Annotated in this window: 29 protein-coding genes; 13 read left to right on the forward strand and 16 right to left on the reverse strand. The window is 63.3% G+C overall.

Going from position 1 to position 26,180, the window contains the following annotated elements; translation table 11 throughout:
* Positions 1 to 85: 85 nt before the first annotated feature.
* The 4 genes from EN869_RS27190 to EN869_RS27205 all read left to right on the forward strand — a co-directional run bounded on the left by EN869_RS27190 (position 86) and on the right by EN869_RS27205 (position 3,875).
* Positions 86 to 1,444: an Nramp family divalent metal transporter gene (locus EN869_RS27190; RefSeq protein ID WP_127229879.1), complete on the forward strand. Its 1,359-nt coding sequence runs from the start codon at positions 86 to 88 to the stop codon at positions 1,442 to 1,444.
* Between the two features lie 36 nt (positions 1,445 to 1,480).
* Entirely contained in the window at positions 1,481 to 2,323 is an 843-nt protein-coding gene (locus EN869_RS27195) for a protein-L-isoaspartate O-methyltransferase (protein ID WP_127229880.1), read from the forward strand.
* A gap of 151 nt (positions 2,324 to 2,474) precedes the next feature.
* Entirely contained in the window at positions 2,475 to 3,125 is a 651-nt protein-coding gene (locus EN869_RS27200) for a dihydrofolate reductase family protein (RefSeq protein WP_127229881.1), read from the forward strand.
* 99 nt (positions 3,126 to 3,224) lie between these two features.
* On the forward strand, positions 3,225 to 3,875 hold the full coding sequence (locus EN869_RS27205) for a glutathione S-transferase family protein (protein ID WP_127229882.1): 651 nt from the start codon (positions 3,225 to 3,227) through the stop codon (positions 3,873 to 3,875).
* A 15-nt stretch (positions 3,876 to 3,890) separates the two neighbouring features.
* On the opposite strand, the gene EN869_RS27210 is transcribed toward EN869_RS27205, so the two are convergent.
* Positions 3,891 to 4,757, reverse strand: a complete 867-nt coding sequence (locus EN869_RS27210; RefSeq protein ID WP_127229908.1) for a LysR substrate-binding domain-containing protein — start codon at positions 4,755 to 4,757, stop codon at positions 3,891 to 3,893.
* A gap of 100 nt (positions 4,758 to 4,857) precedes the next feature.
* On the opposite strand from EN869_RS27210, the gene EN869_RS27215 reads away from it, so the two are divergent.
* The gene (locus EN869_RS27215) at positions 4,858 to 5,457 is read left to right on the forward strand and encodes a LysE family translocator (RefSeq protein ID WP_127229883.1); all 600 of its coding nucleotides are present in this window, start codon (positions 4,858 to 4,860) and stop codon (positions 5,455 to 5,457) included.
* Between the two features lie 50 nt (positions 5,458 to 5,507).
* Here EN869_RS27215 and EN869_RS27220 read toward each other — a convergent pair whose 3' ends face one another.
* Positions 5,508 to 6,302 (reverse strand): SDR family oxidoreductase, encoded by a 795-nt coding sequence (locus EN869_RS27220; protein WP_127229884.1) that lies wholly within the window; start codon positions 6,300 to 6,302, stop codon positions 5,508 to 5,510.
* Positions 6,303 to 6,492: 190 nt separating this feature from the next.
* Between EN869_RS27220 and EN869_RS27225 the strand changes: the two genes are divergently transcribed.
* Complete coding sequence (locus EN869_RS27225) at positions 6,493 to 6,957, forward strand: MarR family winged helix-turn-helix transcriptional regulator (RefSeq protein WP_127229885.1); 465 nt, start codon at positions 6,493 to 6,495, stop codon at positions 6,955 to 6,957.
* A 173-nt stretch (positions 6,958 to 7,130) separates the two neighbouring features.
* Here the strand turns inward: EN869_RS27225 and EN869_RS27230 are convergent, their stop codons facing one another.
* Complete coding sequence (locus tag EN869_RS27230; protein WP_127229886.1) at positions 7,131 to 8,309, reverse strand: MFS transporter; 1,179 nt, start codon at positions 8,307 to 8,309, stop codon at positions 7,131 to 7,133.
* A gap of 193 nt (positions 8,310 to 8,502) precedes the next feature.
* Here EN869_RS27230 and EN869_RS27235 point away from each other — a divergent pair, with 193 nt between their 5' ends.
* The 4 genes from EN869_RS27235 (at position 8,503) to carB (ending at position 14,155) form a co-directional block, all read left to right on the forward strand.
* Positions 8,503 to 8,859, forward strand: coding sequence for a helix-turn-helix transcriptional regulator (locus EN869_RS27235; protein WP_127229887.1), 357 nt, complete (start codon positions 8,503 to 8,505; stop codon positions 8,857 to 8,859).
* Positions 8,860 to 8,864: 5 nt separating this feature from the next.
* Positions 8,865 to 9,623: a metallophosphoesterase family protein gene (locus EN869_RS27240; RefSeq protein ID WP_127229888.1), complete on the forward strand. Its 759-nt coding sequence runs from the start codon at positions 8,865 to 8,867 to the stop codon at positions 9,621 to 9,623.
* An 11-nt stretch (positions 9,624 to 9,634) separates the two neighbouring features.
* Positions 9,635 to 10,429: an SH3 domain-containing protein gene (locus EN869_RS27245; RefSeq protein WP_127229889.1), complete on the forward strand. Its 795-nt coding sequence runs from the start codon at positions 9,635 to 9,637 to the stop codon at positions 10,427 to 10,429.
* Between the two features lie 222 nt (positions 10,430 to 10,651).
* On the forward strand, positions 10,652 to 14,155 hold the full coding sequence (gene carB / locus EN869_RS27250; RefSeq protein WP_127229890.1) for a carbamoyl-phosphate synthase large subunit: 3,504 nt from the start codon (positions 10,652 to 10,654) through the stop codon (positions 14,153 to 14,155).
* Between the two features lie 7 nt (positions 14,156 to 14,162).
* Here carB and EN869_RS27255 read toward each other — a convergent pair whose 3' ends face one another.
* The 5 genes from EN869_RS27255 to EN869_RS27275 form a co-directional block, all read right to left on the reverse strand.
* Positions 14,163 to 15,236, reverse strand: a complete 1,074-nt coding sequence (locus EN869_RS27255; RefSeq protein ID WP_127229891.1) for a DUF262 domain-containing protein — start codon at positions 15,234 to 15,236, stop codon at positions 14,163 to 14,165.
* 4 nt (positions 15,237 to 15,240) lie between these two features.
* Positions 15,241 to 16,062, reverse strand: coding sequence for an FRG domain-containing protein (locus EN869_RS27260; RefSeq protein ID WP_127229892.1), 822 nt, complete (start codon positions 16,060 to 16,062; stop codon positions 15,241 to 15,243).
* Positions 16,063 to 16,186: 124 nt separating this feature from the next.
* The gene (locus EN869_RS27265) at positions 16,187 to 16,579 is read right to left on the reverse strand and encodes a RidA family protein (protein ID WP_127229893.1); all 393 of its coding nucleotides are present in this window, start codon (positions 16,577 to 16,579) and stop codon (positions 16,187 to 16,189) included.
* 212 nt (positions 16,580 to 16,791) lie between these two features.
* Complete coding sequence (locus EN869_RS27270; protein ID WP_127229894.1) at positions 16,792 to 17,352, reverse strand: DUF4142 domain-containing protein; 561 nt, start codon at positions 17,350 to 17,352, stop codon at positions 16,792 to 16,794.
* Positions 17,353 to 17,451: 99 nt separating this feature from the next.
* Positions 17,452 to 18,207: a DUF899 family protein gene (locus EN869_RS27275; RefSeq protein ID WP_127229895.1), complete on the reverse strand. Its 756-nt coding sequence runs from the start codon at positions 18,205 to 18,207 to the stop codon at positions 17,452 to 17,454.
* 153 nt (positions 18,208 to 18,360) lie between these two features.
* On the opposite strand from EN869_RS27275, the gene EN869_RS27280 reads away from it, so the two are divergent.
* On the forward strand, positions 18,361 to 18,699 hold the full coding sequence (locus EN869_RS27280) for a hypothetical protein (RefSeq protein WP_127229896.1): 339 nt from the start codon (positions 18,361 to 18,363) through the stop codon (positions 18,697 to 18,699).
* A 7-nt stretch (positions 18,700 to 18,706) separates the two neighbouring features.
* On the opposite strand, the gene EN869_RS27285 is transcribed toward EN869_RS27280, so the two are convergent.
* The 6 genes from EN869_RS27285 to EN869_RS27310 form a co-directional block, all read right to left on the reverse strand.
* Positions 18,707 to 19,531, reverse strand: a complete 825-nt coding sequence (locus EN869_RS27285; RefSeq protein ID WP_127229897.1) for a carbohydrate ABC transporter permease — start codon at positions 19,529 to 19,531, stop codon at positions 18,707 to 18,709.
* 1 nt (position 19,532) lies between these two features.
* The gene (locus tag EN869_RS27290; protein WP_127229909.1) at positions 19,533 to 20,447 is read right to left on the reverse strand and encodes a sugar ABC transporter permease; all 915 of its coding nucleotides are present in this window, start codon (positions 20,445 to 20,447) and stop codon (positions 19,533 to 19,535) included.
* A 23-nt stretch (positions 20,448 to 20,470) separates the two neighbouring features.
* Positions 20,471 to 21,712: an ABC transporter substrate-binding protein gene (locus EN869_RS27295; RefSeq protein ID WP_245512386.1), complete on the reverse strand. Its 1,242-nt coding sequence runs from the start codon at positions 21,710 to 21,712 to the stop codon at positions 20,471 to 20,473.
* 144 nt (positions 21,713 to 21,856) lie between these two features.
* Entirely contained in the window at positions 21,857 to 22,384 is a 528-nt protein-coding gene (locus EN869_RS27300; protein WP_127229899.1) for a phage tail protein, read from the reverse strand.
* Between the two features lie 214 nt (positions 22,385 to 22,598).
* A complete protein-coding gene (locus EN869_RS27305) occupies positions 22,599 to 23,096 on the reverse strand; it encodes an N-acetyltransferase (RefSeq protein ID WP_127229900.1) in 498 nt (165 codons plus the stop codon).
* A 40-nt stretch (positions 23,097 to 23,136) separates the two neighbouring features.
* Positions 23,137 to 24,135 carry a lytic transglycosylase domain-containing protein gene (locus EN869_RS27310; protein WP_245489645.1) on the reverse strand — a complete coding sequence of 333 codons (999 nt, stop codon included), beginning with the start codon at positions 24,133 to 24,135 and terminating at the stop codon, positions 23,137 to 23,139.
* Between the two features lie 165 nt (positions 24,136 to 24,300).
* Between EN869_RS27310 and EN869_RS27315 the strand changes: the two genes are divergently transcribed.
* Positions 24,301 to 24,870, forward strand: coding sequence for a methylated-DNA--[protein]-cysteine S-methyltransferase (locus tag EN869_RS27315; protein ID WP_127229902.1), 570 nt, complete (start codon positions 24,301 to 24,303; stop codon positions 24,868 to 24,870).
* A 15-nt stretch (positions 24,871 to 24,885) separates the two neighbouring features.
* Here the strand turns inward: EN869_RS27315 and EN869_RS27320 are convergent, their stop codons facing one another.
* Positions 24,886 to 25,215, reverse strand: a complete 330-nt coding sequence (locus tag EN869_RS27320) for a hypothetical protein (protein ID WP_127229903.1) — start codon at positions 25,213 to 25,215, stop codon at positions 24,886 to 24,888.
* A gap of 274 nt (positions 25,216 to 25,489) precedes the next feature.
* On the opposite strand from EN869_RS27320, the gene EN869_RS27325 reads away from it, so the two are divergent.
* Positions 25,490 to 25,702: a cold-shock protein gene (locus tag EN869_RS27325; RefSeq protein WP_027168154.1), complete on the forward strand. Its 213-nt coding sequence runs from the start codon at positions 25,490 to 25,492 to the stop codon at positions 25,700 to 25,702.
* A 201-nt stretch (positions 25,703 to 25,903) separates the two neighbouring features.
* On the opposite strand, the gene EN869_RS34605 is transcribed toward EN869_RS27325, so the two are convergent.
* Positions 25,904 to 26,180: hypothetical protein (locus EN869_RS34605; protein ID WP_167507090.1), on the reverse strand; the 277-nt coding region annotated here is incomplete at its 5' end.

The raw sequence follows: 26,180 nt of genomic DNA on the forward strand, positions 1-26,180 counted from the left end.
TGATCAATGAAATATAGCCTATTGCATAATGTTGAGCCATGGCGTAGATAAAGGGAGCTTCGATACAATCCCAGCGGAATCCCTTATGTCCGACGCCGATGCAGCAGCTGTAGCCCGACCCGCGTGGCGATTCGACAGGCCCGACGACGAGCAGCCCAGCCTGCGCGAGGTGAATGCCTCGATCGCGGTGCCGCAAACCGGCGTCTGGGTCCGCCGCCTGTTCGCCTTCATGGGACCGGGCTACATGGTCTCGGTCGGCTATATGGACCCGGGCAACTGGGCGACCGACCTCGCCGGCGGCGCCCAGTTCGGCTACACTCTGCTTTTCATCATCATGCTATCGAATCTGATGGCGATCCTGCTGCAGGCGCTGGCGGCACGTCTTGGCATAGCCACCGGTCGCGACCTCGCCCAGGCTTGCCGCGCCTACTATCCGCGCCCGGTCAATCTGATGCTTTGGATCGCCTGCGAGCTGGCGATCATTGCCTGCGACCTTGCCGAGGTGATCGGCACGGCAATCGCGTTGCAGCTTCTGTTCGGCATTCCGCTGATCGGCGGCGCCATGCTCACCGCGCTCGACGCCTTCCTTGTGCTTCTCTTGATGAACAAGGGCTTCCGCTATCTCGAAGCCTTCGTTATTGCGTTGCTGATCATCATCTTCGGCTGTTTTGCCATCCAGATCTTCGTCGCCGCGCCGCCGGCTGGCACCATCCTGCATTCGATGTTCGTGCCGTCGTCGGAGATCGTCACCAACCCGGCGATGCTCTACATCGCCATCGGCATCATCGGCGCGACGGTCATGCCGCACAACCTTTACCTGCATTCCTCGATCGTCCAGACCCGCGCCTATCAGCGCACCGACGCCGGCAAGCGCGACGCCATCAAATGGGCGACGACGGATTCGACCATCGCGCTGATCCTGGCGCTGTTCGTCAACGCCTCGATCCTGATCGTCGCGGCGGTCGCCTTCCACGGCACCGGGCATCAGGATGTGGCCGAGATCGGCCAGGCCTTCGAGCTGCTGTCGCCGCTGCTGGGCCTGAGCATCGCCTCGATCCTGTTCGCGGTCGCGCTGCTCGCCTCCGGCCTCAACTCGACCGTCACCGCGACGCTCGCCGGCCAGATCGTGATGGAGGGCTTCCTGCGCCTGCGCATCCCGCAATGGGCGCGGCGCATCTTGACGCGCGGCATCGCCATCGTCCCCGTCGTGATCGTCACCGCGTTCTACGGCGAAAAGGGCACGGCCCAGCTGCTGGTCTTCAGCCAGGTGGTGCTGTCGATGCAGTTGCCCTTCGCGGTCATCCCGCTGGTGCAGTTCGTGTCGGACAAGAAGAAGATGGGCAATTTCGCCATACCACGCGGCATTGCAGCTCTGGCATGGGTGGTGGCCGCCATCATCCTCGTGCTCAACTTCAAGCTGCTCTACGACACCATCGCCGGCTGACCGCGACATTCGCGCCGGCCGCGCTATCTTCGCGCTATGACAGAGCCGGACGAAGCCCGCAGATTTTACGCCAGGCTGATGGCCGCGCATGCGCAGTCGGCCGATCCGCGCATCGAGGAGGTGTTCGCCTCGGTGCCGCGCGAGGATTTCCTGGGTCCGGGACCGTGGAGCGTTTTTGCCGGCAAAGGCCGGTTCGAAACGCCGAGCGCCGATCCTGCCTACATCTATCAGAACGTGCTCGTCGTGCTCGATGCCGACAAGGGCATCAACAATGGCGAGCCGATCCTGCATGCCATGTGGCTCGGCAAGGTAGCGCCGAAGCCGGGCGAGACCGTCACCCATATCGGCGCCGGCACCGGCTATTACACGGCGCTGCTGGCGCGGCTGGTCGAGCCGGGCGGAAGCGTCATCGCCTTCGAGCTGGAGGCCGACCTCGCCGCGCGCGCCAAAGCCAACCTTGCCCGATACGCCAATGTCGAAGTGATTCATGGCGACGCCGTAACCAATCCGCTGCCGCCGTCCGACATCATCTATGTCAATGCCGGCGTCGTGGCGCCGCCCGCCGCGTGGCTGAAAGTGCTGAAGCCCGGCGGCCGCATGATCCTCCCATGGCGTCCGTCCGAAACAGTCGGCCTCGCGGTCCTCGTCACCCGCAGGGAAAACGGCTTTGCCTGCCAGCCCTTCATGGGCTCCTGGTTCATCCCCTGTGTCGGCGCCTCGGTTGCCGGCGTGGCGGCGAGAATACCGACGCGCGAGCGCGCCGCTCGCACGCGATCGATCTGGCTGACAAAGGACAAGGCTCCGGACCGCACGGCGACGGCCATCTTCGGCGACGTCTGGTTTTCATCGCGCGCCATTCGCGCCGATGGCAAGCGATAGAATTTTTTCAGACCCTGTCGAAAACGCGCCTTGCCGTTCGTCCTTGGAGCAATTCCAGGAAAAGTGCGAAGCGGTTTTCCGTCAGGGATTGCGTCAACCACTGAAAGAAATCCGGCCCAGAAGGCCCGGATCGTGAAAACGGAGAACAAAGATGCGCAAGATCATCGCCGCCACCTTCGTCAGCCTCGACGGCGTCATGCAGGCGCCGGGCGGACCGGAAGAGGATCCGGTCGGCGGCTTCAAATTCGGCGGCTGGACCTTCCACTACTTTGACGAGGTGGCGGGCGCGGCAATGGGTGAGATGTTCTCCAAACCCTTCGACCTGCTGCTCGGCCGCAGAACCTACGACATCTTCGCCGCGTACTGGCCGTATCAGAAAGATTCGATCGCGGATGTTTTCAACCCCGCGACCAAATATGTGGCGACGCATCGGCCGGATTCGCTCACCTGGGAGAACACCCGGTCGCTTGGGCCCGACATCGTCGCCAGGCTTAAGGAGATCAAACAGGAAGACGGGCCTGACCTGCTCATCCAGGGCTCAGGCAATCTGATCGACACCTTGCTTGCCAATGGGCTGATCGACGAGATCCGGCTGATGATTTTTCCGCTGCTGCTGGGCAAGGGCAAGCGGCTGTTCGGCGACAATGCGATGCCGGCGGCGTTCAAGCTCGTCAAGTCGCAGGCTACCACCACCGGCGTCATCATGGCGACCTATGAGCGCGCGGGCGAAATCCGCACGGGCTCGTTTGCCCAGCAGGAGCCTTCCGAAGCCGAGCTCGAACGGCGCAGAACTTGGAAGTAGCAATGGACGCGGGCGGGCCGGCCTCGCCGCCGCCTCGCCCGCGACCGATGCCTTTCCCGGAACGATGAGACATTCGACGCCATCTCAAGGACCCTGCCGATGATACCCACCATTACCGCCTTTGAACGCTCGCCCGATGGCGGCAGGGGGCTGGCGCGAGACATGCAAGTGCGCTGGGCGCTCGAGGAAGTCGGACAACCTTACGATATTCGTCTCGTCTCGTTCGCTGCGATGAAGCAGCCGGCGCATCTAGCGCTCAACCCTTTCGGCAGTATCCCGACCTACGAAGAAGGCGATCTCGCTCTGTTCGAGTCAGGCGCGATCGTCCTCCACATCGCGGTGCGTCACGCGGGCCTTTTGCCCGACGATGCGAACACCCGGGCGCGCGCGGTCGCCTGGATGTTCGCCGCGTACAGCACGGTAGAGCCGCCGATCCTCGAGCGCGCAACCGCAGTGATCCTGGAGCGCGACGCGCCGTGGCGCGAAGAGCGCCTGCCCTTGGTCGACGATCGGATCCGCCAGCGGCTGGCCGACCTCTCCCGCCACCTTGGCGATGATGACTGGCTCGATGGCGCGTTCAGCGCCGGCGACCTTGTCATGATTGGCGTGCTGCGCCGGCTGCAGAGATCGGGACTGCTGAACGAATTCCCGAACCTTGCCGCCTATGTCGCCCGCGGCGAGGCACGACCGGCCTTCAAGCGGGCATTCGATGCGCAATTGGCGGTCGCCTTGGCCGCATCGAATGGCTGATCGAGGTCCGCCCCTTCACGCCGCCTTGCGATAGCGTGAAAGGCCCTCGCGGATATGCCCGGCGAAAGCCTGCGCGGCCGGCTGGGTGGCATGTTTCGGCAAATGCAGGTTGACGGAGAAATTCGGCAGCGCCGGCAGGCCGGCATCGGACAGGATGTCGAGATCGGCCGGCACCGTCGAGGCAAGCCAGGTGGTCACCGCGAGGTCCGACCGCACCGTCGCGGTCGTCGCGTCGATGTTGCCGTTTTCGAACACGGTGCGCCAGTCGAGCCCGTGCTCGCCGAGTGCTGCCAGCACCGCCGGGCGGAAGGCGCAGGTGTCGGCGACGATCGAAACCGGCAATGGCCGCTTCAGCCGTGCCGAGCCGCCTCTAGCGCCGACCCAGACAAGCCGGTCGACGATCAGGCACTCACCGGCGGTGGGGCCAGCACGTTCCTCGATGACGGCAAGGTCGATGGTGCCCGCCGCCAAGGCCGCGGCGAGCTCCGGCGAGGAAGCGCAGACCAGCGAAATCTCCACCTGCGGATAGGCTTCGGCATAGGCTTTCAACACCGGCGCGAGCAGTGTGCCGACGAGATCATAAGGCACGCCGAGCCGCACCTGTCCGGCAACCGCCCTGCCCGTGATCTCGGCGAGGATCTCGTCATTGAGCCGCAGCAGGCGCCTGGCCTTGTCGAGCAGCCGCTCACCCGAGCGCGTCAGCTTCAGGCCGCGGCGATCGCGCTCGAACACGCTCTGGCCGAGCACCTCCTCCAGCCGCTTGATCTGTTGGCTTACCGCGCCTTGCGTCAGGTGAAGCGCATTGGCAGCCGCCGTCATGCTGGCCTTATCGGCGGTGGTGACGAAGGTGCGGATGAGGGTCGTGTCGAGATCGCGGATCATGGCTGACATTATATTCCCTAATGCAAACCATATCAAACATTGCATTTACTGATGCCGCAAGGCGCCTAAGCATGCCGGCTCCTTAGATTGGGAAGCCCGCATGTCCGAAACCATCATTCCGCTGGTCCTGTTCGCGCTGATTTCGACCGCAACGCCCGGCATCGCCACGACGCTTTCGACAGCCTCCGGCGCGCAATTCGGCTTTCGCCGCTCCGTACCGCTGATGGCCGGCAGCGCTGCCGGATTGGCGACCGTGGCGGCCGCGGGCGCGGCCGGCCTCGCCGGACTGCTTGCCGCCATTCCATCCCTGCAGCTAGCCATGAAGATCGCCGGCTCGCTCTACCTGATCTGGCTGGCGATCAAGATCGGCCGCAGCGGTCCGCCCAAGCTCGACATCAGCATGGCCAGGCCGAACAGCTTTTTTGGCGGCGCCGGCATCCAGTGGATGAACCCCAAGGCCTGGGCAATGGGGCTGGGCGCCGCCGCGTCCTTCGCGGCGCTGGCGGATGGTCCTCTGCAACTCTCGCTGCTGCTCAGCGCCGTGTTCGGCCTGGCGGCTGCCTTCTCGCTGTCGCTGTGGTGCGTGGCGGGAACGCTGCTCGCCCGCCTGCTCAAGACGGAGCGCCAGTGGCGCGCGCTGAACATAGTGCTCGGCCTGCTGCTGGCCGCCTCGATCCTGCAGATGTGGTGGCCAGCATAACGCTGGTTCCTCGCCCCACGAAGGGGGGCGAGGAACCACCGCTGTTGCTCTCAGACGGCGTAGCGCGCCGCCGGCTTGCCGGAGAACAGGCTACCGAAGAACTGGTCCCTGGCGCCGAGATAGGTCGTCAGCCCGGCCGCATCGGCAAGGCCGGGCGCGGTGACGGTTTCGCCCTGGGCGAACCCGGCAAGTGCTGCGTCGACCAGATCTTCGGCGCTCATGATCCAGTCCGGATTGATCCTGTCGAGGCTGATTCCGGAGACGTCCCACAGCTCGGTGCGGATCGGGCCGGGCACCACGGACTGGACCTTCACATTGGTGCCGGCGACTTCCTTCTGCAGCGCTTCGGTGAAGTTCGCGACATAGGCCTTGGTGCCGCTGTAGATGCCGCCGACGGCAATGCCATAGGCGACGACCGAGGCGATGTTGATGATGCCGCCGCGATTGCGCTTGAGCAGGCCCGGCAGCACCGCGCGGGTCAGCCTAGTCAGCGCAATGACATTGACCTTGATCATACGCTCCGCCGTGTCGGCATCGGCGTCGGCGACCGTCTCCAGGCCGGCCACGCCGGCATTGTTGATCAGCAGCGTCACGCTGTCGTCCGTCGCGACCACGTGCTCGACGCGGCGCAGATCGGCATCGACGGAGAGATCGGCGACGATCGTATCGACCTTGCGGCCATAGGCGTAGGCGAGCCTGTCGGCCACGTCCTGCAACCGGTCGGCGCGGCGCGCCACCAGCACCAGATCGTAGCCCTGCCCGGCCAGCCGGTCGGCATAGACCGCGCCGATGCCCGACGATGCGCCGGTGATGACGGCCGTGCCCTTGTTGTCCTTCGTGCTCATTGTCCTGTTCCTTTTGTTCGCTTCGCTTTGTCCGGCACCGATGATTGCATCATCCGCCGCGCTTCTGATTTCAATTAGTGGCATATGCCACTTTTGCCGAAATAGGTATATGCCACTATCTTGTCAACGGCAGCGGCGAAAACTATTTCTGCCGCAGGCTGGCGCGTCTTTGCGCCGGCGAGGAGTGATCATGACCGAAGCTCACAAGCCCGGATTCAGCGACTGCAACAACGCCACGCTGCGGCGCGCCGCGCGCAGCCTCGGCCGCTTCTACGACGACGCGCTGGCACCAACAGGTCTGAAGAGCACGCAATTCGGCCTGCTCTTTCAGATCCACATCAGCGATGAGCCGGCGATGGGCACCATCGCCGAGGCGCTGATCATGGATCTTTCCGCGCTCGGCCACACGCTGAAGCCACTGATCCGCGACGGTTATGTCGAGACCTTTCCCGACAAGGACGACCGCCGCGTCAAGCGCGTGCGGCTGACGCCACAAGGCGAGGCCAAGCTCGACGAGGCACTCAAGCTCTGGGGCGTCGCGCAGCAGCAATTCGAGGACAAGGTCGGCGCGGAGCAGGCGGCGAAGCTGCGCGCGGCGCTGGACGCCGTGGCCGATCTCGACCTGGAAATGCCAACGGCCGCCTCTTCGAACTGAAGAAGCGGCCGCCGATCATTCTTCAGCTGTGAGGACGCGCTGAGATTCAGGTCAGGCCGAGCCGAAAGTGGCGGATTCCGAGAACCGGAGCGGAGCGTTCTTGAAGGACGTGAGCACCGGAACCGCAGGAACTCGGCACTTGCAGGCCGGGCTCACCTGAATATCGGCTCGTCTTATTCGGCGGGCATCGCTACCGGGCGCGCGAACACACGACCAGCCAACACGATACCCAGACCCAGGATCGGGAACACCGCGGCGATCAGGCCGAGATCGGCCGGTGCGCCGAAGCGCAGCACCGCGCCGCCGACCACTGCGCCCAGCGCGACGCCGAAATAGAGCGCCGAAGCATTAAGCGACAGCACGATGGGCGCGGCGTCGGGCGCGATCTTGAGGATGCGGCTCGCCTGCGCCGGCGGGAAAGCCCAGCCGACGATGCCCCAAGGCACCATCATGGCCATCAGCGCCGGTCCGGCGATCGAATGCGGCAGAAACGTCGGGATCAGCGAGAAGGTGACCAGCATCGCGGCCGACAGCGTCAGCGACCAGGCGACGGTGCGGGTCGCGCCGAAGCGGTCAGCGGCCTGGCCGCCGGCGATGTTGCCGATGACGGCGCCGGCGCCGAAAGCGAGCAGCATGCCGGGCAGCGCAAGCGGGGAGAGTCCGCCCCCCTGGATGGCCAAGGGCGCGATGAAGGCGAAGACGGTGAAGGCGCCGACAAGGGCAAGAGTAGTCGTCACCAAGATCGGCATCACGCCGGGGCGCACCGCCGCCGCCAGCCTGCGCTTCAGCGGCAGCCTGGTGCCGATGATGCCGCGCGGCAGCCGCCACCACAGGATCGCACCCGAAAGCGCGCCAAGCGCGGCGATGGCGAAGAACGTGCCGCGCCAGCCGGCAATGGCCGCGACCAGCGCGCCAAGCGGCGCGCCGACCGCCACCGCCACCGTGGTGCCGCCGACGACGACGGCGATGGCGCGGGCCCGGTGGTGGTCGTCAACCAGCGCCACGGCCGTGCCTTGCGCGGTCGCGGCGAACAGGCCGGACGACAGCGCCATGACGATGCGGGCGATCAAAAGCAGTTCGAAGGACAAGCTGAGCGCGGCAGCAACATTACCAACCACGAAGAACACCAGCGTCCACAAAATGACGCGCCGCCGGTCCCACTCGCCGGTCAGCGTCGCGAGCACCGGCGCGCCGATCGCATAGGCGAGCGCGAAGGCGGTGATCAGCGAGCCGGCGAGCGGCACGGATATGCCGGCATCGGATGCAATGTCGGGAAGAAGGCTGGAGATGACGAAGCCTTCGGTCGAGATCGCAAACGATCCGAGCGCCAGCCAGAAGATCCGCTTGTCCATGAGGATTGTCCTTAGTTCAAAAGTTATTGAACAATTGGACATAGCAGGGCATGATGTCAACCGATTGAGGAGAAAATAGCTGAACCCTGCTGACAGCCCTGTGTCAGGACGGGGCAAAAATGAACAGGCTGCGTCAATCGGCCAGGAAAGGAGCTGCGTTGAAGTTCGCCCCGTTTGTGCTTAATTCTGGAGCATGAGCCTGCCCCATCCCACCACCGACCAGATCAGCCTGCCTATCGTGCTTGCCGTGCTTGGCGATCCAACCCGGCTTGCCATCGTGCGCTATCTGGCAAGCAAGGAAGGCGTGCCGCTGAACTGCAGCAAGTTCCTCGACCTCGCTTCCAAAACCAATCTCAGCTACCACCTCGCCAAGCTGCGCGAGGCGGGCGTCACCCGCAGCGAAGCGGTCGGCACCAGCCGGCTGATCACGCTGCGCCGCGATGATCTCGACAAGCGTTTTCCCGGCCTGCTCGACAGCGTGATCGCGGCGGCCGACAGCGACAAGGATTTGCCGGCCGTCGGCGTATCCGAAGTCGAGGTCTCGGCCTGAAACGCATGCGCATCGCAGTCCTCGCCGACATCCACGGCAACGTGCTCGCATTGGATGCCGTGCTCGACGACCTCGGGCGCCGCGGCGGCGCCGATCTCACCGTCAATCTCGGCGACTGTGTCTCCGGTCCACTCTGGCCGCGCGAGACGATGGAACGGCTGCAGGCGCTCGGCCTGCCGACGGTGCGCGGCAATCACGACCGCCGCGTCGCGCAAGACCCGGCCGACGAGACCATGTGGCCGTCCGATCGCTATGCAAAGGAGCGGCTAACATCGGCGCAGCGCCAAGCGCTGCTCGACCTGCCGCTCACCTTAGAGATCGCTCCCGGCGTCGTCGCCTTCCACGCCCGGCCGGACCATGACGAAAAATACCTTGCCGACGCCATTGTCGACGGCCAGCTGGTGCGCGCGCCGCTGGCCGCGATCAGGCGACGGCTGAAGTCGCTCGATCCGGCCTGCCGCCTGGTGCTGTGCGGCCACAGCCACCGCAACGAGCTGATCCGAATCCCCGGCGGTCCGGCGATCTTCAATCCCGGCAGCGTCGGCTGCCCGGCCTATGACGACGACGCGCCGCCGGCGCATGTCTCCGAGCAGGGCTCGCCGCACGCCCGCTACGGCATTGTCGAGCTTGGCGCGGACGGCCATCCCAGTCGCTTCGAGGCGATCGCCGTGGACTACGACCATGAAGCCGCCGCAAAGCAGGCCGAACAGGCGGGACGGCCGGAATGGGCGCACGCGCTGCGGACCGGGTTCATGAAGGATTGAGCGGAGCTCACATGAAGCGGAAGGTCTCGCTCCCATCGACGCTGCTGCTGGCCGCTCCATTGCTGCTTTCGGTCCTGCCGGCCTTGGCTCAGGATGCGCCGGGACCGATCATTTCGATTATCGGCGGGCTTGCGCCGGACGATCTCCTCAACATCCGGGCGACCGCCTCGCCGGGTGGGAAGGTGGCGGCGCGCCTGCCTAACGGCGCGGCCGTCAAGAATTTCGGCTGCAACGTCGTCAACGGCCATCCCTGGTGCAAGGTCGAGGACACGCAGGACGCGCATATCGTAGGCTGGGCGCCGGCCCGCTACCTCAGTCCCAACAATCCCGCGCCTGCGCCAGATGACGGCACGGTTCCGACCACCGGAGACAGTGCAGCTGCACCCGCCGAAACGCCGCCGCCGGATATCGCGACGCGGCTGGGCGGCAGCGAGCCGGCCGAGCCGCCGTCCGCGGCCGAGATCGGCAGGACTGCCATGCTGGACGCCTATGGCCTCGCTGTCGCGGCCGCGGCAAATGCCGGGTCCGACGCCCCTGCCCCCGACGCCGGCATCCCCTGCGCCCGACATGTCGGCCAACCAATGACCCGTTGCGAGATAAGCGTCGCGCACACCGGCGGCGAGAGCGCCGTGACCGTGACCTGGCCGGACGGCGGCAGCCGCGTCATCACCTTCCATGACGGCCAGCCGAGCGGCTCGGACTCGCCGGACGAATTCCGCTTCACGCGCGAGGGCAGTCTCAACATGATCCGCATCGGCGTTTCCGAACGCTTCGAGATCACGGATCAGCTGGCGCTGGGGGATTAGAATTTAGGGGAGTAGGGGAATAGGGCAGTAAGGGAGTATGTTCAGAGCAGGCACGGACCCATGTCCCCTATTCCCCTACTGCCTCATTTTCGGGGTTACATCCCGCAAAACTCTTCCCTATAAGGCCCTCCTAGCCTGATACCAGAATCGCAAGCACAACCGGCCGGGTCCTCCCCGTCCCGGTTTTTGGTGCAAGCCGCTCGCCGAACGGAATTTTCGAATATGCCAAGACGCACCGACATCAAGTCGATCCTGATCATCGGGGCCGGCCCCATCGTCATCGGCCAGGCTTGCGAGTTCGACTATTCCGGCACCCAGGCCTGCAAGGCGCTGAAGGAAGAGGGCTTCCGCGTCATCCTGGTCAACTCCAATCCGGCCACCATCATGACCGATCCGGAGCTGGCCGACGCCACCTATATCGAGCCGATCACGCCGGAGGTGGTGGCCAAGATCATCGCCAAGGAGCGGCCGGACGCGCTGCTGCCGACCATGGGCGGCCAGACGGCGCTCAACACCGCGCTGTCGCTGCGCCGCATGGGCGTGCTGGAGCGCTACAATGTCGAGATGATCGGCGCCGACGCGCATGCCATCGACAAAGCCGAGGACCGCGCGCTGTTCCGCCAGGCGATGAGCAAGATCGGCCTTGAGACGCCGCGCTCGATGCTGGCCAACGCCACCGACGTCAAGAACGCCGACCGCAAGACGCATGAGGCCGAGCGCGCGGCGCTCAAGGCGGAGAACCCGGAAAATCTCGACGCCGCGCTCGATGCGCTGGAAACGCGGTGGAACCTCGGCGAAGGCGACCGCAAGCAGCGCTACATCAGCCATGGCATGGCGATCGCCGCGCAGGCGCTCGACCATGTCGGCCTGCCGGCCATCATCCGCCCCTCCTTCACCATGGGCGGCACCGGCGGCGGCATCGCCTACAACCGCGCCGAATTCTACGACATCGTCCAGTCCGGCCTCGACGCCTCGCCCACCACCGAGGTGCTGATCGAGGAAAGCGTGCTCGGCTGGAAGGAGTATGAGATGGAGGTCGTCCGCGACAAGGCGGACAATTGCATCATCATCTGCTCGATCGAGAACCTCGATCCGATGGGCGTGCACACCGGCGATTCCATCACCGTCGCGCCGGCGCTGACGCTCACCGACAAGGAATACCAGATGATGCGCAACGCCTCGATCGCGGTGCTGCGCGAGATCGGTGTGGAGACCGGCGGCTCGAACGTGCAGTTCGCGGTCAATCCGGCCGATGGCCGCCTGGTCGTCATCGAGATGAACCCGCGCGTCTCGCGCTCCTCTGCCTTGGCTTCGAAGGCGACCGGCTTCCCGATCGCCAAGGTCGCCGCGAAGCTCGCCGTCGGCTACACGCTGGACGAGCTGGAGAACGACATCACCGGCGGCGCGACGCCGGCTTCGTTCGAGCCGACGATCGACTATGTCGTGACGAAGATCCCGCGCTTTGCGTTCGAGAAATTCCCCGGCGCCGACCCGGTTCTGACCACAGCGATGAAATCGGTCGGCGAAGTGATGGCCATCGGCCGCACCTTCCAGGAATCGCTGCAGAAGGCCCTGCGTGGTCTCGAAACCGGCCTCACCGGTCTCGACGAGATCGAGATCCCCGGCATCGGTCACGGCAGCGCGCCCGCCAGCCATGTCGACGATCGCAACGCGATCCGCGCCGCGCTCGGCACGCCGACGCCGGACCGGCTGCGCATGGTGGCGCAGGCGATCCGCATGGGCACCTCGCTCGAAGACGTGCACGCCATGTGCAAGATCGACCCGTGGTTCCTCGAGCAGATCGCCGGCATCATCGCCATGGAGGACCGCATCCGCGAGCATGGCCTGCCGCAGGATGCCGAGAACCTGCGCATGCTGAAGGCGATGGGCTTTTCCGATGCCCGCCTCGGCTCGCTGACGAAGACCGACGCCGATGCCGTCCAGAAAGCCCGCGAAAGGCTCGACGTTCACCCGGTCTACAAGCGCATCGACACCTGCGCCGCCGAGTTCGCCTCGCCGACCGCCTATATGTACTCGACCTATGAGGTGCCTTTCGTCGGCGAGCTCGCCAACGAGGCGCGGGTTTCCTCGCGCCGCAAGGTGGTCATCCTCGGCGGCGGTCCGAACCGCATCGGCCAGGGCATCGAGTTCGACTATTGCTGCTGCCATGCCGCCTTTGCGCTGCGCGATGCCGGCTATGAAGCGATCATGATCAACTGCAACCCGGAGACGGTGTCGACCGACTACGACACCTCCGACCGCCTCTATTTCGATCCGCTGACGGCGGAGGACGTGCTGGAGATCCTGCGCGCCGAGCAGGCCTCGGGCGAGCTGGTCGGCGTCATCGTCCAGTTCGGCGGCCAGACGCCGCTGAAGCTGGCTGACGCGCTGGAAAAGGCCGGCATCCCGATCCTCGGCACCTCGCCCGACATGATCGACCTGGCCGAGGACCGCGACCGCTTCCAGAAGCTCTTGCACAAGCTGAACCTCACCCAGCCGAAGAACGGCATCGCCTATTCGGTCGAGCAGGCGCGCCTCGTCGCCGGCGAGCTCGGCTTCCCGCTGGTGGTGCGCCCCTCCTATGTGCTCGGCGGCCGCGCCATGCAGATCATCCATGACGAGGGTATGCTGCAGACCTACCTGCTCGACACCGTGCCCGGCCTGGTGCCGGAGGACATCAAGCAGAAATACCCCAACGACAAGACCGGCCAGATCAACACGCTGCTCGGCAAGAACCCACTGCTGTTCGACACCTATCTGTCCGGCGCCATCGAGGTCGATGTCGACTGCCTGTGCGACGGCAAGGATACTTTCGTCTCCGGCATATTGGAGCATATCGAGGAGGCCGGCATCCATTCGGGCGACTCGGCCTGCTCGCTGCCGGTGCATTCGCTGCACCCGGACCTCGTCGACGAGCTGGAGCGCCAGACGGCAGCCTTGGCGCGGGCGCTGAACGTCGGCGGCCTGATGAACGTGCAATACGCCATCCAGGACGGCACGGTCTATGTGCTGGAGGTCAACCCCCGCGCCTCGCGCACCGTCCCCTTCGTTGCCAAGACCATCGGTCGTCCGATCGCCAAGATCGCGGCGCGCATCATGGCCGGCGAGACGCTGGAAAACGCCTTCGCCCATTACGGCGCCATGCCGGACCCGCGCAATCCCGGCCACATCGCGGTCAAGGAAGCCGTCTTCCCCTTCGCCCGCTTCCCCGGCGTCGACATCCTGCTCGGACCGGAAATGCGCTCGACCGGCGAGGTCATGGGCCTCGACCGCGACTTTGCGCTGGCCTTCGCCAAGAGCCAGCTCGGCGCCAATGTCGACCTGCCGCGCTCCGGCACGCTGTTCGTCTCGGTTCGCGACGAGGACAAAAAGGGCATCCTGCCGGCGGTGAAGCGCCTCGCCGGCCAGGGTTTCAAGGTGCTGGCCACCTCCGGCACCGCCCGCTTCCTCGCCGAGAACGGCGTGGTCGCCGAAAAGATCAACAAGGTGCTGGAAGGCCGCCCCCACATCGAGGACGCCATCCGCAACCGCCAGGTCCAGATCGTGTTCAATACGACCGATGGCCAGAAGGCGGTGTCGGACTCGAAGTCCCTGCGCCGCGCAACCCTGATGCAGAAGGTGCCGTATTACACGACGCTGTCGGGGGCAGCCGCGGTGGCGGAAGCGATCGCGGCGCTGAGGGCGGGGAATTTGGAGGTGCGGCCGTTGCAGGAGTATTTTGGGTGAAGCAAAATCAGCTAGCACCTTTCGAGCGCCGCATCTGAGCTGCCTCTCGGTATTTTGCGAAGTTTCTTTTTAATATTTCGTATCGTAGATCATGAGACCATTTGTCATTTACGCTTCGCAGAGCCCTTTGATATTCTCTCAAATCTCTACCGAAGTCGCTATCCTCATCAACCTTTGACTTTTCCTTAAGGCTTGCATGAAATTCGTTTAGAAATACTCTAGTAGACTTTAGGGCATCAAAATTTATATCCCGCACAAACCAGTAGAATGCTGGGACACTGCCTGCCGACCTGAGCAAGGCGTCGCGATGGCCAAAAACAAGCATCAGCCTGTCAAGCTGCTCCAAAATCTCTGATTTTGCGACCGCAAGTTCGCTCTCGGAATCAGCGTACTCCTCAACCAAGCCGTCCAAAGCAGTCTTCTTGGTATCTGTGGTTGCGTCCTTGAGCTCAAATGAAAGAAGCTTCGCAGCGTTGTTAAGATGTTGCCCGCGAGCGCTCTGATAAGATGTGCAGTTTGAAAAAAAATCATGAGTTGATATGGCTGATATTACCTCAGGAACATTACCGATCATCGCATTTCGCTTCTCAGGTCCAGTAAGAACGAGACCTTTATTTAGCCTTAAAAAAAGCTCTCTGATTTTTATGGGGTCGTCTGTCACAACATGCATAACAGGCAGAGGAAATTCCTCTACACGACTCGCTACATCGGACATAACCTCCTGCAAATCTTTGTAAAAAAGCCCGCCGAGGTCAAGATCTAAGTCATCCAGAAAAACAAAATCTTGAGAAAGTGGTATTTCATTGTTCAAAAATGAAAAAATTGAATTTAGACGCTGCTTCCCGTCGACAACAGAATACCTCATATTCTTCTCGTTCAAATCGGTTTTTATTGTCGTAAAGTCAGCGACATAAAGCTTCGGCATGTCAAAACCATTTATCATTGTGTCAATCAATGACTGCTGGTCTTGCTGCTTCCACAAGCTTCCCTTTCGTTGGTACTTTGGATCAAAATCAATTTGAGATCGCCTGGAAAACCACCACTTGGCAGACATAAACTGGCGATGTTGAACCTCGAACATCAATCTACCCCATCAACTTTCGGCTTATCTCTATTGCGAGCCCTTCCAAATCAGGAAATACCGTCGAGTACGTTATTCCATAACTCTCGAGATCGTTCATAACTGCTTTTCGCCTACTCGAATCAATTTCAATCTTCCTGAGTATTTCTCCGTTTGGCTTAATCTTAAATTCTTTTGCAAAATCCTCCATAGACCTTGGTTCTGTGCCAAATATTACGAACTTCCCTTTTTGCGCATTGATGCGCGGATTGTTAACTATACCTTGGATTGCCAGTGGCTCATTTCTGCTAGCCTTCCCATCAAATTTAGGGTGATACTGCAATATCATGCTATCGTCCGTGGGGAATATCTTTGGGGCTTCTCCTATGTCGTGAAGCATTTTGCCGTTCCACTCCGCCGGATCCAGGCACCAGAGCACTGCATCTTCCGTATCATGACCGCTGAGAAGCGCAAAGAATAGGGCCACGAGTGGGCTGGAGGTCCAGTCGAGCAATCGGGTCGGAGCTCTGTAGTGCTGCATCAGGAAAAGGAGATCCCATCTATCTCGCCCGCCAGGCCGGTCAAATAGTGGCGACCTTCTGTAGAATTCGTCGTAAGTCGTATTTTCCCTAGTGATAACCATGTCCTTCACCAAGGGGAGCGACGATCTGTGCAACCCCGGTTGCAAAACGTACGAATTCGCTCCGTGACCACGATACCAAAGCTCAGAGTTGGCCGCGGTACCTCGAAATTTTTCGATACTGGAAATGAATTCTGAGAAAGACTTTATTGCCATACGGAATGCCCCAACCCCATCCAGGCCACGATAGAATCGATCAAGGCACATTCCAAGAGCTCAGTGTTTTATGCACAATACATATCAAATGCTGATCTCTGGATCGGTCTTTGTTGCTAAGATATCGAAAGGGTTGAGGTGATCTCTCGCCACCGCAGTGAGTTCGACCGCGCCCTCACCCCACCGCCACGCACTCAATCTCAATATCGAACTCCATCGGCCAGGACGCCACCGGCACGAAACTGCGCGCCGGCGGGTTGGTCGCAAAATAATTGGCATAGACCCGGTTGATGGCGTTGTAGAAGCCGGAATTGACGGCGTAGATGCGCACCATCACCACCTTGTCCAGCGACGTGCCGGCCGCTTCCAGGCAGTGTTTCAGCGCCTTCAGCGACGCCTCGGTCTGGACCTCGATGTCGCCGCGCACCATTTCGCCTGTCACCATGTCGACCGGCGGCGTCGCCGAGACGAACACAAAGCCGTTGGCCCGCACTGCCGTCGAGCACGGCAGGCCGAGAGCGCGCACCTTTGCCGACATCACGGGCACTTCGATGACTTCCTTGTCCATGGTGGTCCTCCCTGATTTGCGAGGGAGCTTATCGTGGCGGCGTGGGAACGCCAGCGGCGTTCTTCCCTTCTCCCCTTGTGGGAGAAGGTGTCGCCGAAGGCGACGGATGAGGGGTGTTCCAGCGGAGTGAGACGCCGGCGTTCCCTGGAGCACCCCTCATCCGTCTCGGCGCTAAAGCGCCGATCCACCTTCTCCCACAAGGGAAGGCGCCCTCACTGATGCGCGACCGCCAGATCCTTCACATGCTTCTCATGCATCTTCAGCACCGGCAGCGTCTTCTTGGCGAATTCCTTCATCGTCGGGTCGTCGCCGGAATTGGCATAGGTGGAAAACAGCGCGACCGCGTCCTTATGCGCGTCGCTCTGCATCTTGATGTATTTGGCGTCGAAATCCTTGCCGGTCGCGTTCTTCAACTCGTCCAGCATCTGCTGCTCCTTCGGCTGCAGCGCCGGCCCGGCCGGCTTGATCGACGCGGTGGTCTGCCCTTGGCTCATTGCCGCCTTGAAATCCTCACCGGCCTTGATGTGGTCCTTAATCATGTCGGCGGCGAACGCCTTGACGTCGGCCGAGGCCGACTTCTCTTCGGCCAGCTTGCTCGACTGGATCTCGAAGGCATTGGCGTTGGGCACCGTGGCGACGAAGGTCTGGGTGTCGACCTTGTTGTCGGTCAACATTGGTCCCACGGCATCCGTATTGGTATCGTCCGACTGGGCGAGCGCGGCGGGCGCGCCGGCAAACAGCGCGACGGCGACCAGGGGCAGCAGCGTTTTCATCTCAAAACTCCGATCCGAAACAGCCCCTCCGCCATCCCCAACGCGGCATCCGCGTCGGGGTTGCCTGAAAAGCCGACTGGCTGAACGCAGGTAACGCCTTCAGTGGCAGTGCGCGACCACCGCCTGCCCGGCATATTGCAGTTGCTCGTGCCAGTCCGGGCGGCCTTCCGGCGTGAAATCCATCAGGTTCCATAGGATCTCGCAGGTGCCGATCGCGCGGGGATCTTGCCTCGGCTCGGACGGCGCGAAGCCAAGCTCCGACGACCAGAAATGGCGGATGCCGTCGCTGTCGCGGTGGAACACCGAAAGCAGCGGTATCTGCGCGCCCTCGGCAGTCTCGGAATTGTAGTCGCGCTTGAACGCGTTGCCGGCCGAGGAGACCAGCCGCATGTTCTTCCAGCCGCGGTCGCGGGCGAGTGCGGTCAGATTGTCGAGCCCGGTCTTTGCCACCACGGCGAAGTTGAAGCCCGCGGCCTGCAGATGGCCGACCGCCCCGTCGAACTGGTCGAGCAGCGCGGTGCAGGACGGGCATGGCTGGTCCTGCCGGGCAAGTTTTGCCGTCTCGCCGCTTGCCGCCACATCGCGCGTCTCCTGCGGATGGCGCGGGAACATCATCTGGTAGAGGATCAGCGAATCCTTGCCCGGCGCGAAGAGATCCGCAAGCTTCACCTTCGCCGGCCGGCCTTGGTCATCGAGAGCGTCGAACACATAGTGCTGCGGCACCAGCCCGCCCTGCGGCAGAGCGCGTCGCGCCTCGGCCACCGCCTCCATGGCGCGGCGCAGCTCGATTTCCTTGCGCAGCAGCTTTTCGCGGGCGGTGCGGTATCTGGCGGATTCATTGGGAAAGGTGATCATGATCGTCTCCTTCGTGCCGGCGTCCCGGCGCGCGTTGCTCTACGACCCAAGGACGCGCGGCCTGGACGCGTTCCGACATTTTTTACGCCGGAACCAGGCTTGCTTTGCGGTATTGCTGTCGACTGGCTAAAACCTCTCGGAAACGGGAGCAAAATGACCGACAGCGATGAGATCGACCTGCGCTGCCCGCAGATCGTTGCCGACAATGCCGCCAAGGGCCTGCGGCTGCGCAAGGAATTCGGCCGAGGCGGCACCGAGATCGGCGTCGCGCGCGCCACCGAGCTCAAGAACCGCAGGAACCTGTCGCCCTCGACCATCCGCCGCATGGTCAGCTATTTCGCCCGCCACGAGGTCGACAAGAAGGGCAGGAATTACGGCAACGAGGACAATCCCTCGGAGGGCTACATCGCCTGGCTGCTGTGGGGCGGCGACGAAGGCCGCGCCTGGGCGCTCGAGATGAAGAAAAAGGTCGGCAACGCGCCGGATATCTGAGACCGCTTCACCCCTTCACTCCGCCGGCCGTGAGCCCCGAGACGATCCTGCGCTGGAAGATCAGCACCAGCACGACCAGCGGCACGGTGACGATCACCGAGGCAGCCATGATGTTGCCCCAGGGGATCTCGAACTGCGAGTTGCCCGAAAGCAGCGCGATCGCCACCGGCACGGTGCGCTGCGTGTTGGTGGAGGTGAAGGTGAGCGCGAAGAGGAACTCGTTCCAGGCGCTGATGAAGGCAAGCAGCCCGGTGGTGGCGAGCGCCGGCCACATCAGCGGCAGGAAGATGCGGGTCAGGATGGTCCATGGCCCGGCGCCGTCGAGGATCGCCGCTTCCTCGATCTCGACCGGCAGGTCGCGCACGAAAGTTGTGAGCACCCAGACCGTGAACGGCAAGGTGAAGATCATGTAGGACAGAATGAGCGCCAGCAGTGAGTTGTAGAGATGCAGCGCCCGGACGATCTCGAACAGCCCAGCCAGTGCGGCGACCTGTGGAAACATCGACACCGACAGGATGGCGAGCATCAGCGCCGAGCGCCCTCGGAAACGGATGCGCGCCAGCGCATAGGCGGCGGTGACGCCGAGCGACAGCGAGATCGCCACGACCGCGCCGGAGACGATGAGCGAATTGACGAGATTGCGCAGGAAGGGGCCTTCGGTCAGCACGTTGCGGTAGTTGGCGAGGCTGAACGATTGCGGCCAGAGGCCGGCCTGGAACAGCTCGGTGCCCGATTTCAGGCTGGTGACGACAGCGTAATAGAACGGAAACACCGCAACGAAGACTATTCCCAGAAGCAGAAGATAGAGGGCAGCGCGCTTCAGCATCCTCATGTCAGCGGTCTCCGTCCAGGCTGAGCCGGCCGATGCGGATATAGGCGATGGTGAGCAGGCCGATGATCAGGAAAAGCAGCGTCGAGGCGGCCGAGCCATAGGCGAACTTGTCGAACTCGAACAGGTTCTCGCGCGCGAAGATCGACATCGACTTGGTTTGCACATTGTTGGGCGTCAGCACATAGATCAGGTCGAAGATGCGCAGCGCATCGAGCGCGCGGAAGATCACCGCCACCATCACCGCCGGGCGGATCAGCGGCAGCGTCACGCGCCAGAAGATCTGCCAAGGGCTCGCGCCATCAAGCCTGGCCACTTCGAGGATCTCGCACGGCAGCATCTGCAGCGCCGCCAGGATCAGCAGCGCCATGAACGGCGTCGTCTTCCAGATATCGACGATGAGCACTGCGATCATCGCGGTGTCGGCGCTGGCGGTCCAGGCGATCCTGGCATGGATCAGGCCGAGATTGAGCAGCACGACATTGATGATGCCGAACTGGTCGTTGAGCATCCACTGCCACATCTTGGCCGAGACGATGGTCGGGATCGCCCAGGGAATGAGGATGGCCGCCCGCACGATGCCGCGTCCCCGGAATTCGGCATTGAGCGCAAGCGCCACGACCATGCCCAGCGCCGTCTCGCAGGCCACCGAAACAACGGCGAAGCGCACCGTGTTCCACACCGCGCGCCACCAGACCGGATCGACGAGCAACCCGTCATAGAGCACCCGGCCGCTCGGCAGGCGTAACACCGACAAGTAGTTGTCGAAGCCCACCCATTGCCGCGCGTCGAGATCGGCGAGCGAAGCGTCGGTGAAGCCGTAATAGACGGTGCGCAGGAACGGCCAGCCGGCGACGGCGGCGAGCACGAAAAGCATCGGCGCGAGAAACAGCCAGGCCGTGCGCACGCGCTGGCGCATCAGCGGCGATCGCCTTGCCGCCGTCACCAGCCCTTGCCTTTCAGCCTGGTCAGCCGCGCCTCGAGATCGGCGAGATTATCGGCGGCGGTTCCGTTCCCCGAGATCGTGTTGTGCACGGCCGTCCAGAACTGGCTGGATGCCTCATTGTATTTGATCCTGGCGGTTGCCGAGGGCCTGGGTTGCGCGTTGAGGAAGATTGGCTTCCAGCGCGGCACGATCGGCTGCTGCCGGGCGATGTCGGGGTCGTCATAGAGTGCCGCGATCGTCGGCAGGTTCGCCGTCTTCAGCGTCCGGTATTTCTGCATCTCGCGCGACGCGATGAACTTGACCAGCTCGATCGCCGCGTCCGGGTGCTTCGAATATTTGGACACGGCAAGGTTCCAGCCGCCGAGCGTCGCGGCCGGATGCGCGCGTTCGCCGGCCGGCAGCGGCGCGACGTCAAACTTGCCCTTGATCGGCGAATTCTCGCTGTTGCCGAGCGCATAGGCATAGGGCCAGTTGCGCATGAAGACCGCGTTGCCGGTCTGCCAGACGCCGCGCGATTCCTCCTCCTGATAGGCAAGCACGCCCGGCGGCGCGATCGTGCCGATCCAGCTCTTGACCATCTCGAGCGTGGCAGCGGCTTTGGGGTTGTTGATGGAGATGCCGCCGTCCGGCTCGATGATCCCGCCGCCGCCATTCGACATCACCCATTCGAGCGCGTTGCAGGTCAGCCCCTCATAGGCATTACCCTGGAAGACGAAGCCCCAGATGTCCTTGTTGCCGGCAGCCCGCTCCTTGTCCATGACCAGCCTGGCGGTGTCTTGCAGCTCCTTCCAGTTGGTCGGCACCTTGGCGCCGTATTTGGTCAGCAGATCCTTGCGGTAGTAGAGCGCCGGCGCGTCGGTGAAGATCGGCAGCGCGACCAGCCTGCCGTTGACCGTCTGCGACTTGATGATGGACGGGAAATGCTCGGCCACGACATCCTTCGTCGCCTCGGTCAGGTCGACCAGCTGGCTGGCGAGCTGCGGCGCCCAGATGACGTCGGTCTGGTAGACGTCGATGTCGCTGCTGCCGGCGGCGAGCCACAGCCGGTATTGCCCGAACTGGTCGGTGGTCGAGGGCGGGATGACGACGATGTCGACCTTGTTGCCGCTCTTTTTCTCGTAGAGGTCGAGGATCTCGCGCAGCACCTTGATGCCGTTGCCGGTATCGCCCGACACGATGGAGAGCTCGACCGCGCGAACCGGAGCGACCGCCAGCAGGATACCGGTTGCGAATGCCAGGAATGCCGGAGGGAGCTTCACGGGGTGCTGATCTCGCTTCAAAGCCGGCGAGACGGACCTTCGCGCGTCGTCAGCTCATTGGGACCCCACCCTGCGTTGAATGCAGAGCGCCGCTTTCGGTTCCCATGATGCCTGCACCGACAATCAGGCCGGCGGATCGGTGAAAGCCGGCTCGTTCGGCTCGGGGACTTCGACGTCCCGCTCCCAGCCTTCGTTTTCCAGCTTCATCGACTGGATCGCCACCGCATTGGCGTTGGCGTCGAGTTCGGGCAGCATCTGCACTTCGGACGGCCAGCAGCGATAGATCTTGTAGACCAGCGCCACCTGCCCGGCCTCGTTGAGGAACTCGAGGACGACGTCCTTGCGGAAATCCTTCAGCGACACTTCCGAGCCGCGGCCGTTCTGCAGATCCCACACTTTGTTTGCCCAGCGCTCGAATTCGAGGTCGTGAGTTACGCCGCGCTCGATCGTGATCGGCTCGAAGCGGGTGATGCCGGGCGATTTGCGCGTGTTGCCGGCAGCACTACCGTCACGGTGCTCGATAACTTCGGTGGTTCGCTTCAGCCCGCTGATCCGTGAAATGCCGGCGACATATTTGCCGTCCCATTTCAGCCGGAACCGGTAGGTCTTATAGGGGTCGAAACGCTGCGGATTGACGGTGAACGGGGCCATGGCCAAATCTCCTCCGCCTCACTTCGCGCGAAAGCGGACGGGCTCCGAAACCCCCGCCCCGGAGCCCGCCTGGGAGTGGCTGACGCATGCCGGCACAGCCTCCTCCGACGCCTTGCCAGCGTCGATCCGCCGATCGGCCGCCCGGCACGACGACGCATTAGCATGACCTAACGTCAGCCTATGTGAAGGAGTTCACAAATGGTGGGGGGTGCCGTTAACCATCCCAACCGACCGGGATCATGCCGAGCCGTTCGTAGAGCCGGAAGGCCGAGGTGTTCTTCACGGTGTTGGTCTTGAGATCGACATGGGCCGCCCCGCGCTGGCGGAAGGTCGCGAACACATGCCGCATCAGCGCCTCCCCGATGCCCCGCCTTCTGGCCTCCGGATGGACGGCGAGGTCTTTGACGAAACGGGACGTCCAGCAGAGCGCCGCGCCGGCCAATAGGCCCTTGCCGTCGATCACCAGGAAGCAGAGAGCGGGATCGAATTCGGCATCGCCGGCAATGCGCGGCCACCATTCGTCGAACGGCCCATCGGCGCCGTCGTCGAATACCTCCTGCAAGAGCGCGTGCAGGGCCAGCGCATCGCGGGGCTCGAACGCGCGCATGACGAACCCTTCGGGCCAATGCGGCGCGGCCAGCGTGTCGTCGAGCACCTTGCGCAGGCGGATGTCGTTGGGAGCCGGAGGGCGGGGCGCTGTGTCTTCATGCATGGCGCTATCTCGAAACGCCGCGCATAGCGGAACAGTCCGCTCAGGCGTCGGGTGGCAGGCGGTGGCGCTTGCGGTCGGCGCCGAGCCCCGTCGCCTCGAGGAGGCCCTTGCGCTTGGCGTCGTAATAATAACCGGTCTGGTAGAGCGTGTCGGCCCGCTTGGCGTTGCCGCCCGAAACCAGCCAGGCGCCGCGCAAATATTTCACCGCGTATTTGAGGTTGGTCTCGGCGTCGAACAGGCCCGTCGCCGGTCCGTCATAGCCCATGCCGCGCGCCGTCGCGTGCTTGATCTGCATCAGTCCCCAATGGCCATGATTGTAGGCTTTCGGGTTGAAGGTGCTCTCGCGGTTGACGACATGGCGCACCAGATCCACCGGCACTTCATAGATCGCCGAATATTTCTCGATCAGCCGCTCGATCTCGCCACGCGGGCCGCTGGCGTGCTGCTCTGGCTGGCCGGGTGCCGCCAGCAGAGCCGGGTTGTCCGGCGCCATGTAGGCGACCTGCTGGACGCCCGGCATCGGGGCGATTTTCGCCGTCTGGCCGGTGACCGGCATGGCAACGCCCGCGGTCGTGTAGACCGCCTGCTTGATGGACCCCGCTTGCTTTATGGATCCTGGACCGGTCGGCGAGCCGCCCGCCGTCAGCACCGGCGGCGGCGGGAATTGGCCGGCCATCGGCGTCGAGCCGGCGAAAGCTGCCGGCTGCGCCGGCAAGGCAGCGCCCGGCTGGACGGGCGGCGGCAAAAGCGCGCTTTGAGTCGCCAGCGTGGTTTGCGTCGCGGGGGCGCCCGGCGGCGTCGCCAGCGCAACAGCATCGCCGGTCAGGGCCGCGGTCTGCACCTGCGCTAGACCGGAAGGCTCCGGCAGCACGGCCACCGTTTCGGGTAGTGCAAGCGTCGGCGTATCGTCCGCGACGACAGGCGTCGAAGCCGCCGCAAGCGCGGGCGCGGCCTTCATCTGCGAGGTCGAGGTGCAACCGCTGAGACCGGCTGCCGCGATGAGCACGCCGACCGCGGTGATTGTGATTTTAGCTGGCAAGCCGTGCGGGTCCGGTTTGTCGGTTGTTAAGAAGTCCTTACACCAGCGATTCACACCCGGCAATCGGGGCGGGTAGGCGGTTTTCGGGTGGCGACAACAGGGCGGAAGTGCCATATTGTTCTGGATATGTACTCGTTTTTCGCCGTTTTTCGGAAGGAATACGCCATGAAACCCACATTTGAGATCACGGCCGGCCACGCGGTGTTAGAAACAGTGATCGGCTTCATGGGCATCGCCTGGAGCGAGAAGGGCCTGATCCGGCTTTGCCTGCCGGAGCGCAGCCGCGAGGCGGTCGAGCGCCGACTGCTTCGCCATCCTCGCGTCTCGGCCTCGACGAACCAGCCATCCTGGGTGGTCGATCTGATTGCCTCGATCAAGGCCTATACGGCCGGCGAGGACGTCGACTTCTCCGGCGTGCCGGTCGATCTCGACGGCGTCGACGATTTCCGCCTGGCCATCTACGACGCGGCGCGCAAGCTCCGCTTCGGAGAGACCACCACCTATGGCGAGTTGGCGAAGCGCGCCGGCCATGCCGGCCTGCCGCGCGAGACGGGCGCGGCACTTGGCGCCAACCCGGTGCCGCTGGTCATTCCGTGCCATCGCATCCTCGCCGCTGGCGGCAAGATCGGCGGTTTCTCGGCGCCGGGCGGCTCGGCCACCAAGGAAAAGATGCTGGCCATGGAAGGCGTTCGCGTCGGCCCGGCACCGGCCGCGCAGGCCTCGTTCGGTTTCTGAGATTTCACCGGACTGTCAGTGCCGGCGCGGGAAAAATCGCCGGCGGAAATGCTCGAAGTCCGGCCGCTTGCAGACATAGACGGCACAGGATTTGGTGTCGGCGCTGGGCACATAAGCCCGTGATCTCACCTCGCCCATGTTGCAGAAGCGCTCGTCGCGCACATAACGGTCGTAGAGCGGAAGACCCGGCACGCGCGTCGACTGATAGCGCAGGATGACGGCGCCCTGTCTGGCGATCGTCGCCTGCACCCGGTCGCAGCTCATGCGCGTCGGATCGTAACGCGACACCGCCTGCGCCTCGGCGGCGACCAGCAAGAAACACGCGGCAAGCACAATGGTCTTCATGGTTCCCTTCCTTGGAACGGCAAGCATCTCATCCCTCCACAACGCGCGGCCGCTGTCAAAACGTCCATTGCCTTCGGCGGGGACGACGTGCCGGTGGCGCCTCAAGCAACCCGTCTTGTTTTCTCGCTCAAACTATCCTATATCCGCTGCATTGAATTTGGCCGATCGATCGGGCCGCGATCTTCGCGTTTGCTGACGTCTATCTCCAAAATTTCGATACCGCCGGCCGGACGTTGGTCAGGTCAAACTAAAGCAAATGTGAAGGGCATTCTAAATGGCAACTGGTACGGTCAAGTGGTTCAACGCCACCAAGGGCTACGGCTTCATCCAGCCTGACAATGGCGGCGCGGACGTTTTCGTCCACATCTCCGCTGTCGAGCGCGCTGGCATGACGAGCCTGGCTGAAGGCCAGAAAATCAACTTCGAGATCGAGCAGGACCGCCGCACCGGCAAGTCCGCTGCTGGGTCTCTGAGCAAGGCAGCCTGATTTGGCTTAAGCATTTTTGCGGCAAAGCATAGCGCTTGGTGCTGCGAAGGTGCGATTGAGTAAAGGCGCGCGCCGGACGAAGGTTCGGGGCGCGCGGCAAGTCACGGATGTACTGACGGTCGCGCGAGAAGCGCGCCGGAGCGAAAAGACCCGACAAGCTGGAACAGCAGATAGCTGCCAGCCCGGACTTGACGCTCCCGATCAGGCTACCGACAGAGGAAGGCGGGCATTGCCCGCCTTTTTTGTTGTCTGGAATTTGGGTGAAGCTGTTTTCTTCTCCCCGTTCACGGCAGGGGAATCGCATATGGGTTTTTGGGACTTGAAGTTGGCTTGAGAAGCGATTCTTTGGGCAGGCAGTCGAATTGAGGAGAGACTGCCATTTCGAGCCTTGAGAGCTATTTCGGCGCGCTGCCCGATCCGCGCGCTGGCAACGCCACGCATCGGCTTGGCGACCTGATCGTGATGATGATCGCCGCAA

It is taken from the genome of Mesorhizobium sp. M2D.F.Ca.ET.226.01.1.1, from assembly GCF_004022705.2.
Lineage (GTDB): Bacteria > Pseudomonadota > Alphaproteobacteria > Rhizobiales > Rhizobiaceae > Mesorhizobium.

Bases quoted from the DNA above. Each gene is read 5' to 3' on its own strand.
- EN869_RS27190 (WP_127229879.1), top strand. From the start codon at position 86: ATGTCCGACGCCGATGCAGCAGCTGTAGCCCGACCCGCGTGGCGATTC.
- EN869_RS27195 (WP_127229880.1), top strand. From the start codon at position 1,481: ATGACAGAGCCGGACGAAGCCCGCAGATTTTACGCCAGGCTGATGGCC.
- EN869_RS27200 (WP_127229881.1), top strand. From the start codon at position 2,475: ATGCGCAAGATCATCGCCGCCACCTTCGTCAGCCTCGACGGCGTCATG.
- EN869_RS27205 (WP_127229882.1), top strand. From the start codon at position 3,225: ATGATACCCACCATTACCGCCTTTGAACGCTCGCCCGATGGCGGCAGG.
- EN869_RS27210 (WP_127229908.1), bottom strand. From the start codon at position 4,757: ATGATCCGCGATCTCGACACGACCCTCATCCGCACCTTCGTCACCACC.
- EN869_RS27215 (WP_127229883.1), top strand. From the start codon at position 4,858: ATGTCCGAAACCATCATTCCGCTGGTCCTGTTCGCGCTGATTTCGACC.
- EN869_RS27220 (WP_127229884.1), bottom strand. From the start codon at position 6,302: ATGAGCACGAAGGACAACAAGGGCACGGCCGTCATCACCGGCGCATCG.
- EN869_RS27225 (WP_127229885.1), top strand. From the start codon at position 6,493: ATGACCGAAGCTCACAAGCCCGGATTCAGCGACTGCAACAACGCCACG.
- EN869_RS27230 (WP_127229886.1), bottom strand. From the start codon at position 8,309: ATGGACAAGCGGATCTTCTGGCTGGCGCTCGGATCGTTTGCGATCTCG.
- EN869_RS27235 (WP_127229887.1), top strand. From the start codon at position 8,503: ATGAGCCTGCCCCATCCCACCACCGACCAGATCAGCCTGCCTATCGTG.
- EN869_RS27240 (WP_127229888.1), top strand. From the start codon at position 8,865: ATGCGCATCGCAGTCCTCGCCGACATCCACGGCAACGTGCTCGCATTG.
- EN869_RS27245 (WP_127229889.1), top strand. From the start codon at position 9,635: ATGAAGCGGAAGGTCTCGCTCCCATCGACGCTGCTGCTGGCCGCTCCA.
- carB (WP_127229890.1), top strand. From the start codon at position 10,652: ATGCCAAGACGCACCGACATCAAGTCGATCCTGATCATCGGGGCCGGC.
- EN869_RS27255 (WP_127229891.1), bottom strand. From the start codon at position 15,236: ATGTTCGAGGTTCAACATCGCCAGTTTATGTCTGCCAAGTGGTGGTTT.
- EN869_RS27260 (WP_127229892.1), bottom strand. From the start codon at position 16,062: ATGTGCCTTGATCGATTCTATCGTGGCCTGGATGGGGTTGGGGCATTC.
- EN869_RS27265 (WP_127229893.1), bottom strand. From the start codon at position 16,579: ATGGACAAGGAAGTCATCGAAGTGCCCGTGATGTCGGCAAAGGTGCGC.
- EN869_RS27270 (WP_127229894.1), bottom strand. From the start codon at position 17,352: ATGAAAACGCTGCTGCCCCTGGTCGCCGTCGCGCTGTTTGCCGGCGCG.
- EN869_RS27275 (WP_127229895.1), bottom strand. From the start codon at position 18,207: ATGATCACCTTTCCCAATGAATCCGCCAGATACCGCACCGCCCGCGAA.
- EN869_RS27280 (WP_127229896.1), top strand. From the start codon at position 18,361: ATGACCGACAGCGATGAGATCGACCTGCGCTGCCCGCAGATCGTTGCC.
- EN869_RS27285 (WP_127229897.1), bottom strand. From the start codon at position 19,531: ATGAGGATGCTGAAGCGCGCTGCCCTCTATCTTCTGCTTCTGGGAATA.
- EN869_RS27290 (WP_127229909.1), bottom strand. From the start codon at position 20,447: ATGCGCCAGCGCGTGCGCACGGCCTGGCTGTTTCTCGCGCCGATGCTT.
- EN869_RS27300 (WP_127229899.1), bottom strand. From the start codon at position 22,384: ATGGCCCCGTTCACCGTCAATCCGCAGCGTTTCGACCCCTATAAGACC.
- EN869_RS27305 (WP_127229900.1), bottom strand. From the start codon at position 23,096: ATGCATGAAGACACAGCGCCCCGCCCTCCGGCTCCCAACGACATCCGC.
- EN869_RS27315 (WP_127229902.1), top strand. From the start codon at position 24,301: ATGAAACCCACATTTGAGATCACGGCCGGCCACGCGGTGTTAGAAACA.
- EN869_RS27320 (WP_127229903.1), bottom strand. From the start codon at position 25,215: ATGAAGACCATTGTGCTTGCCGCGTGTTTCTTGCTGGTCGCCGCCGAG.
- EN869_RS27325 (WP_027168154.1), top strand. From the start codon at position 25,490: ATGGCAACTGGTACGGTCAAGTGGTTCAACGCCACCAAGGGCTACGGC.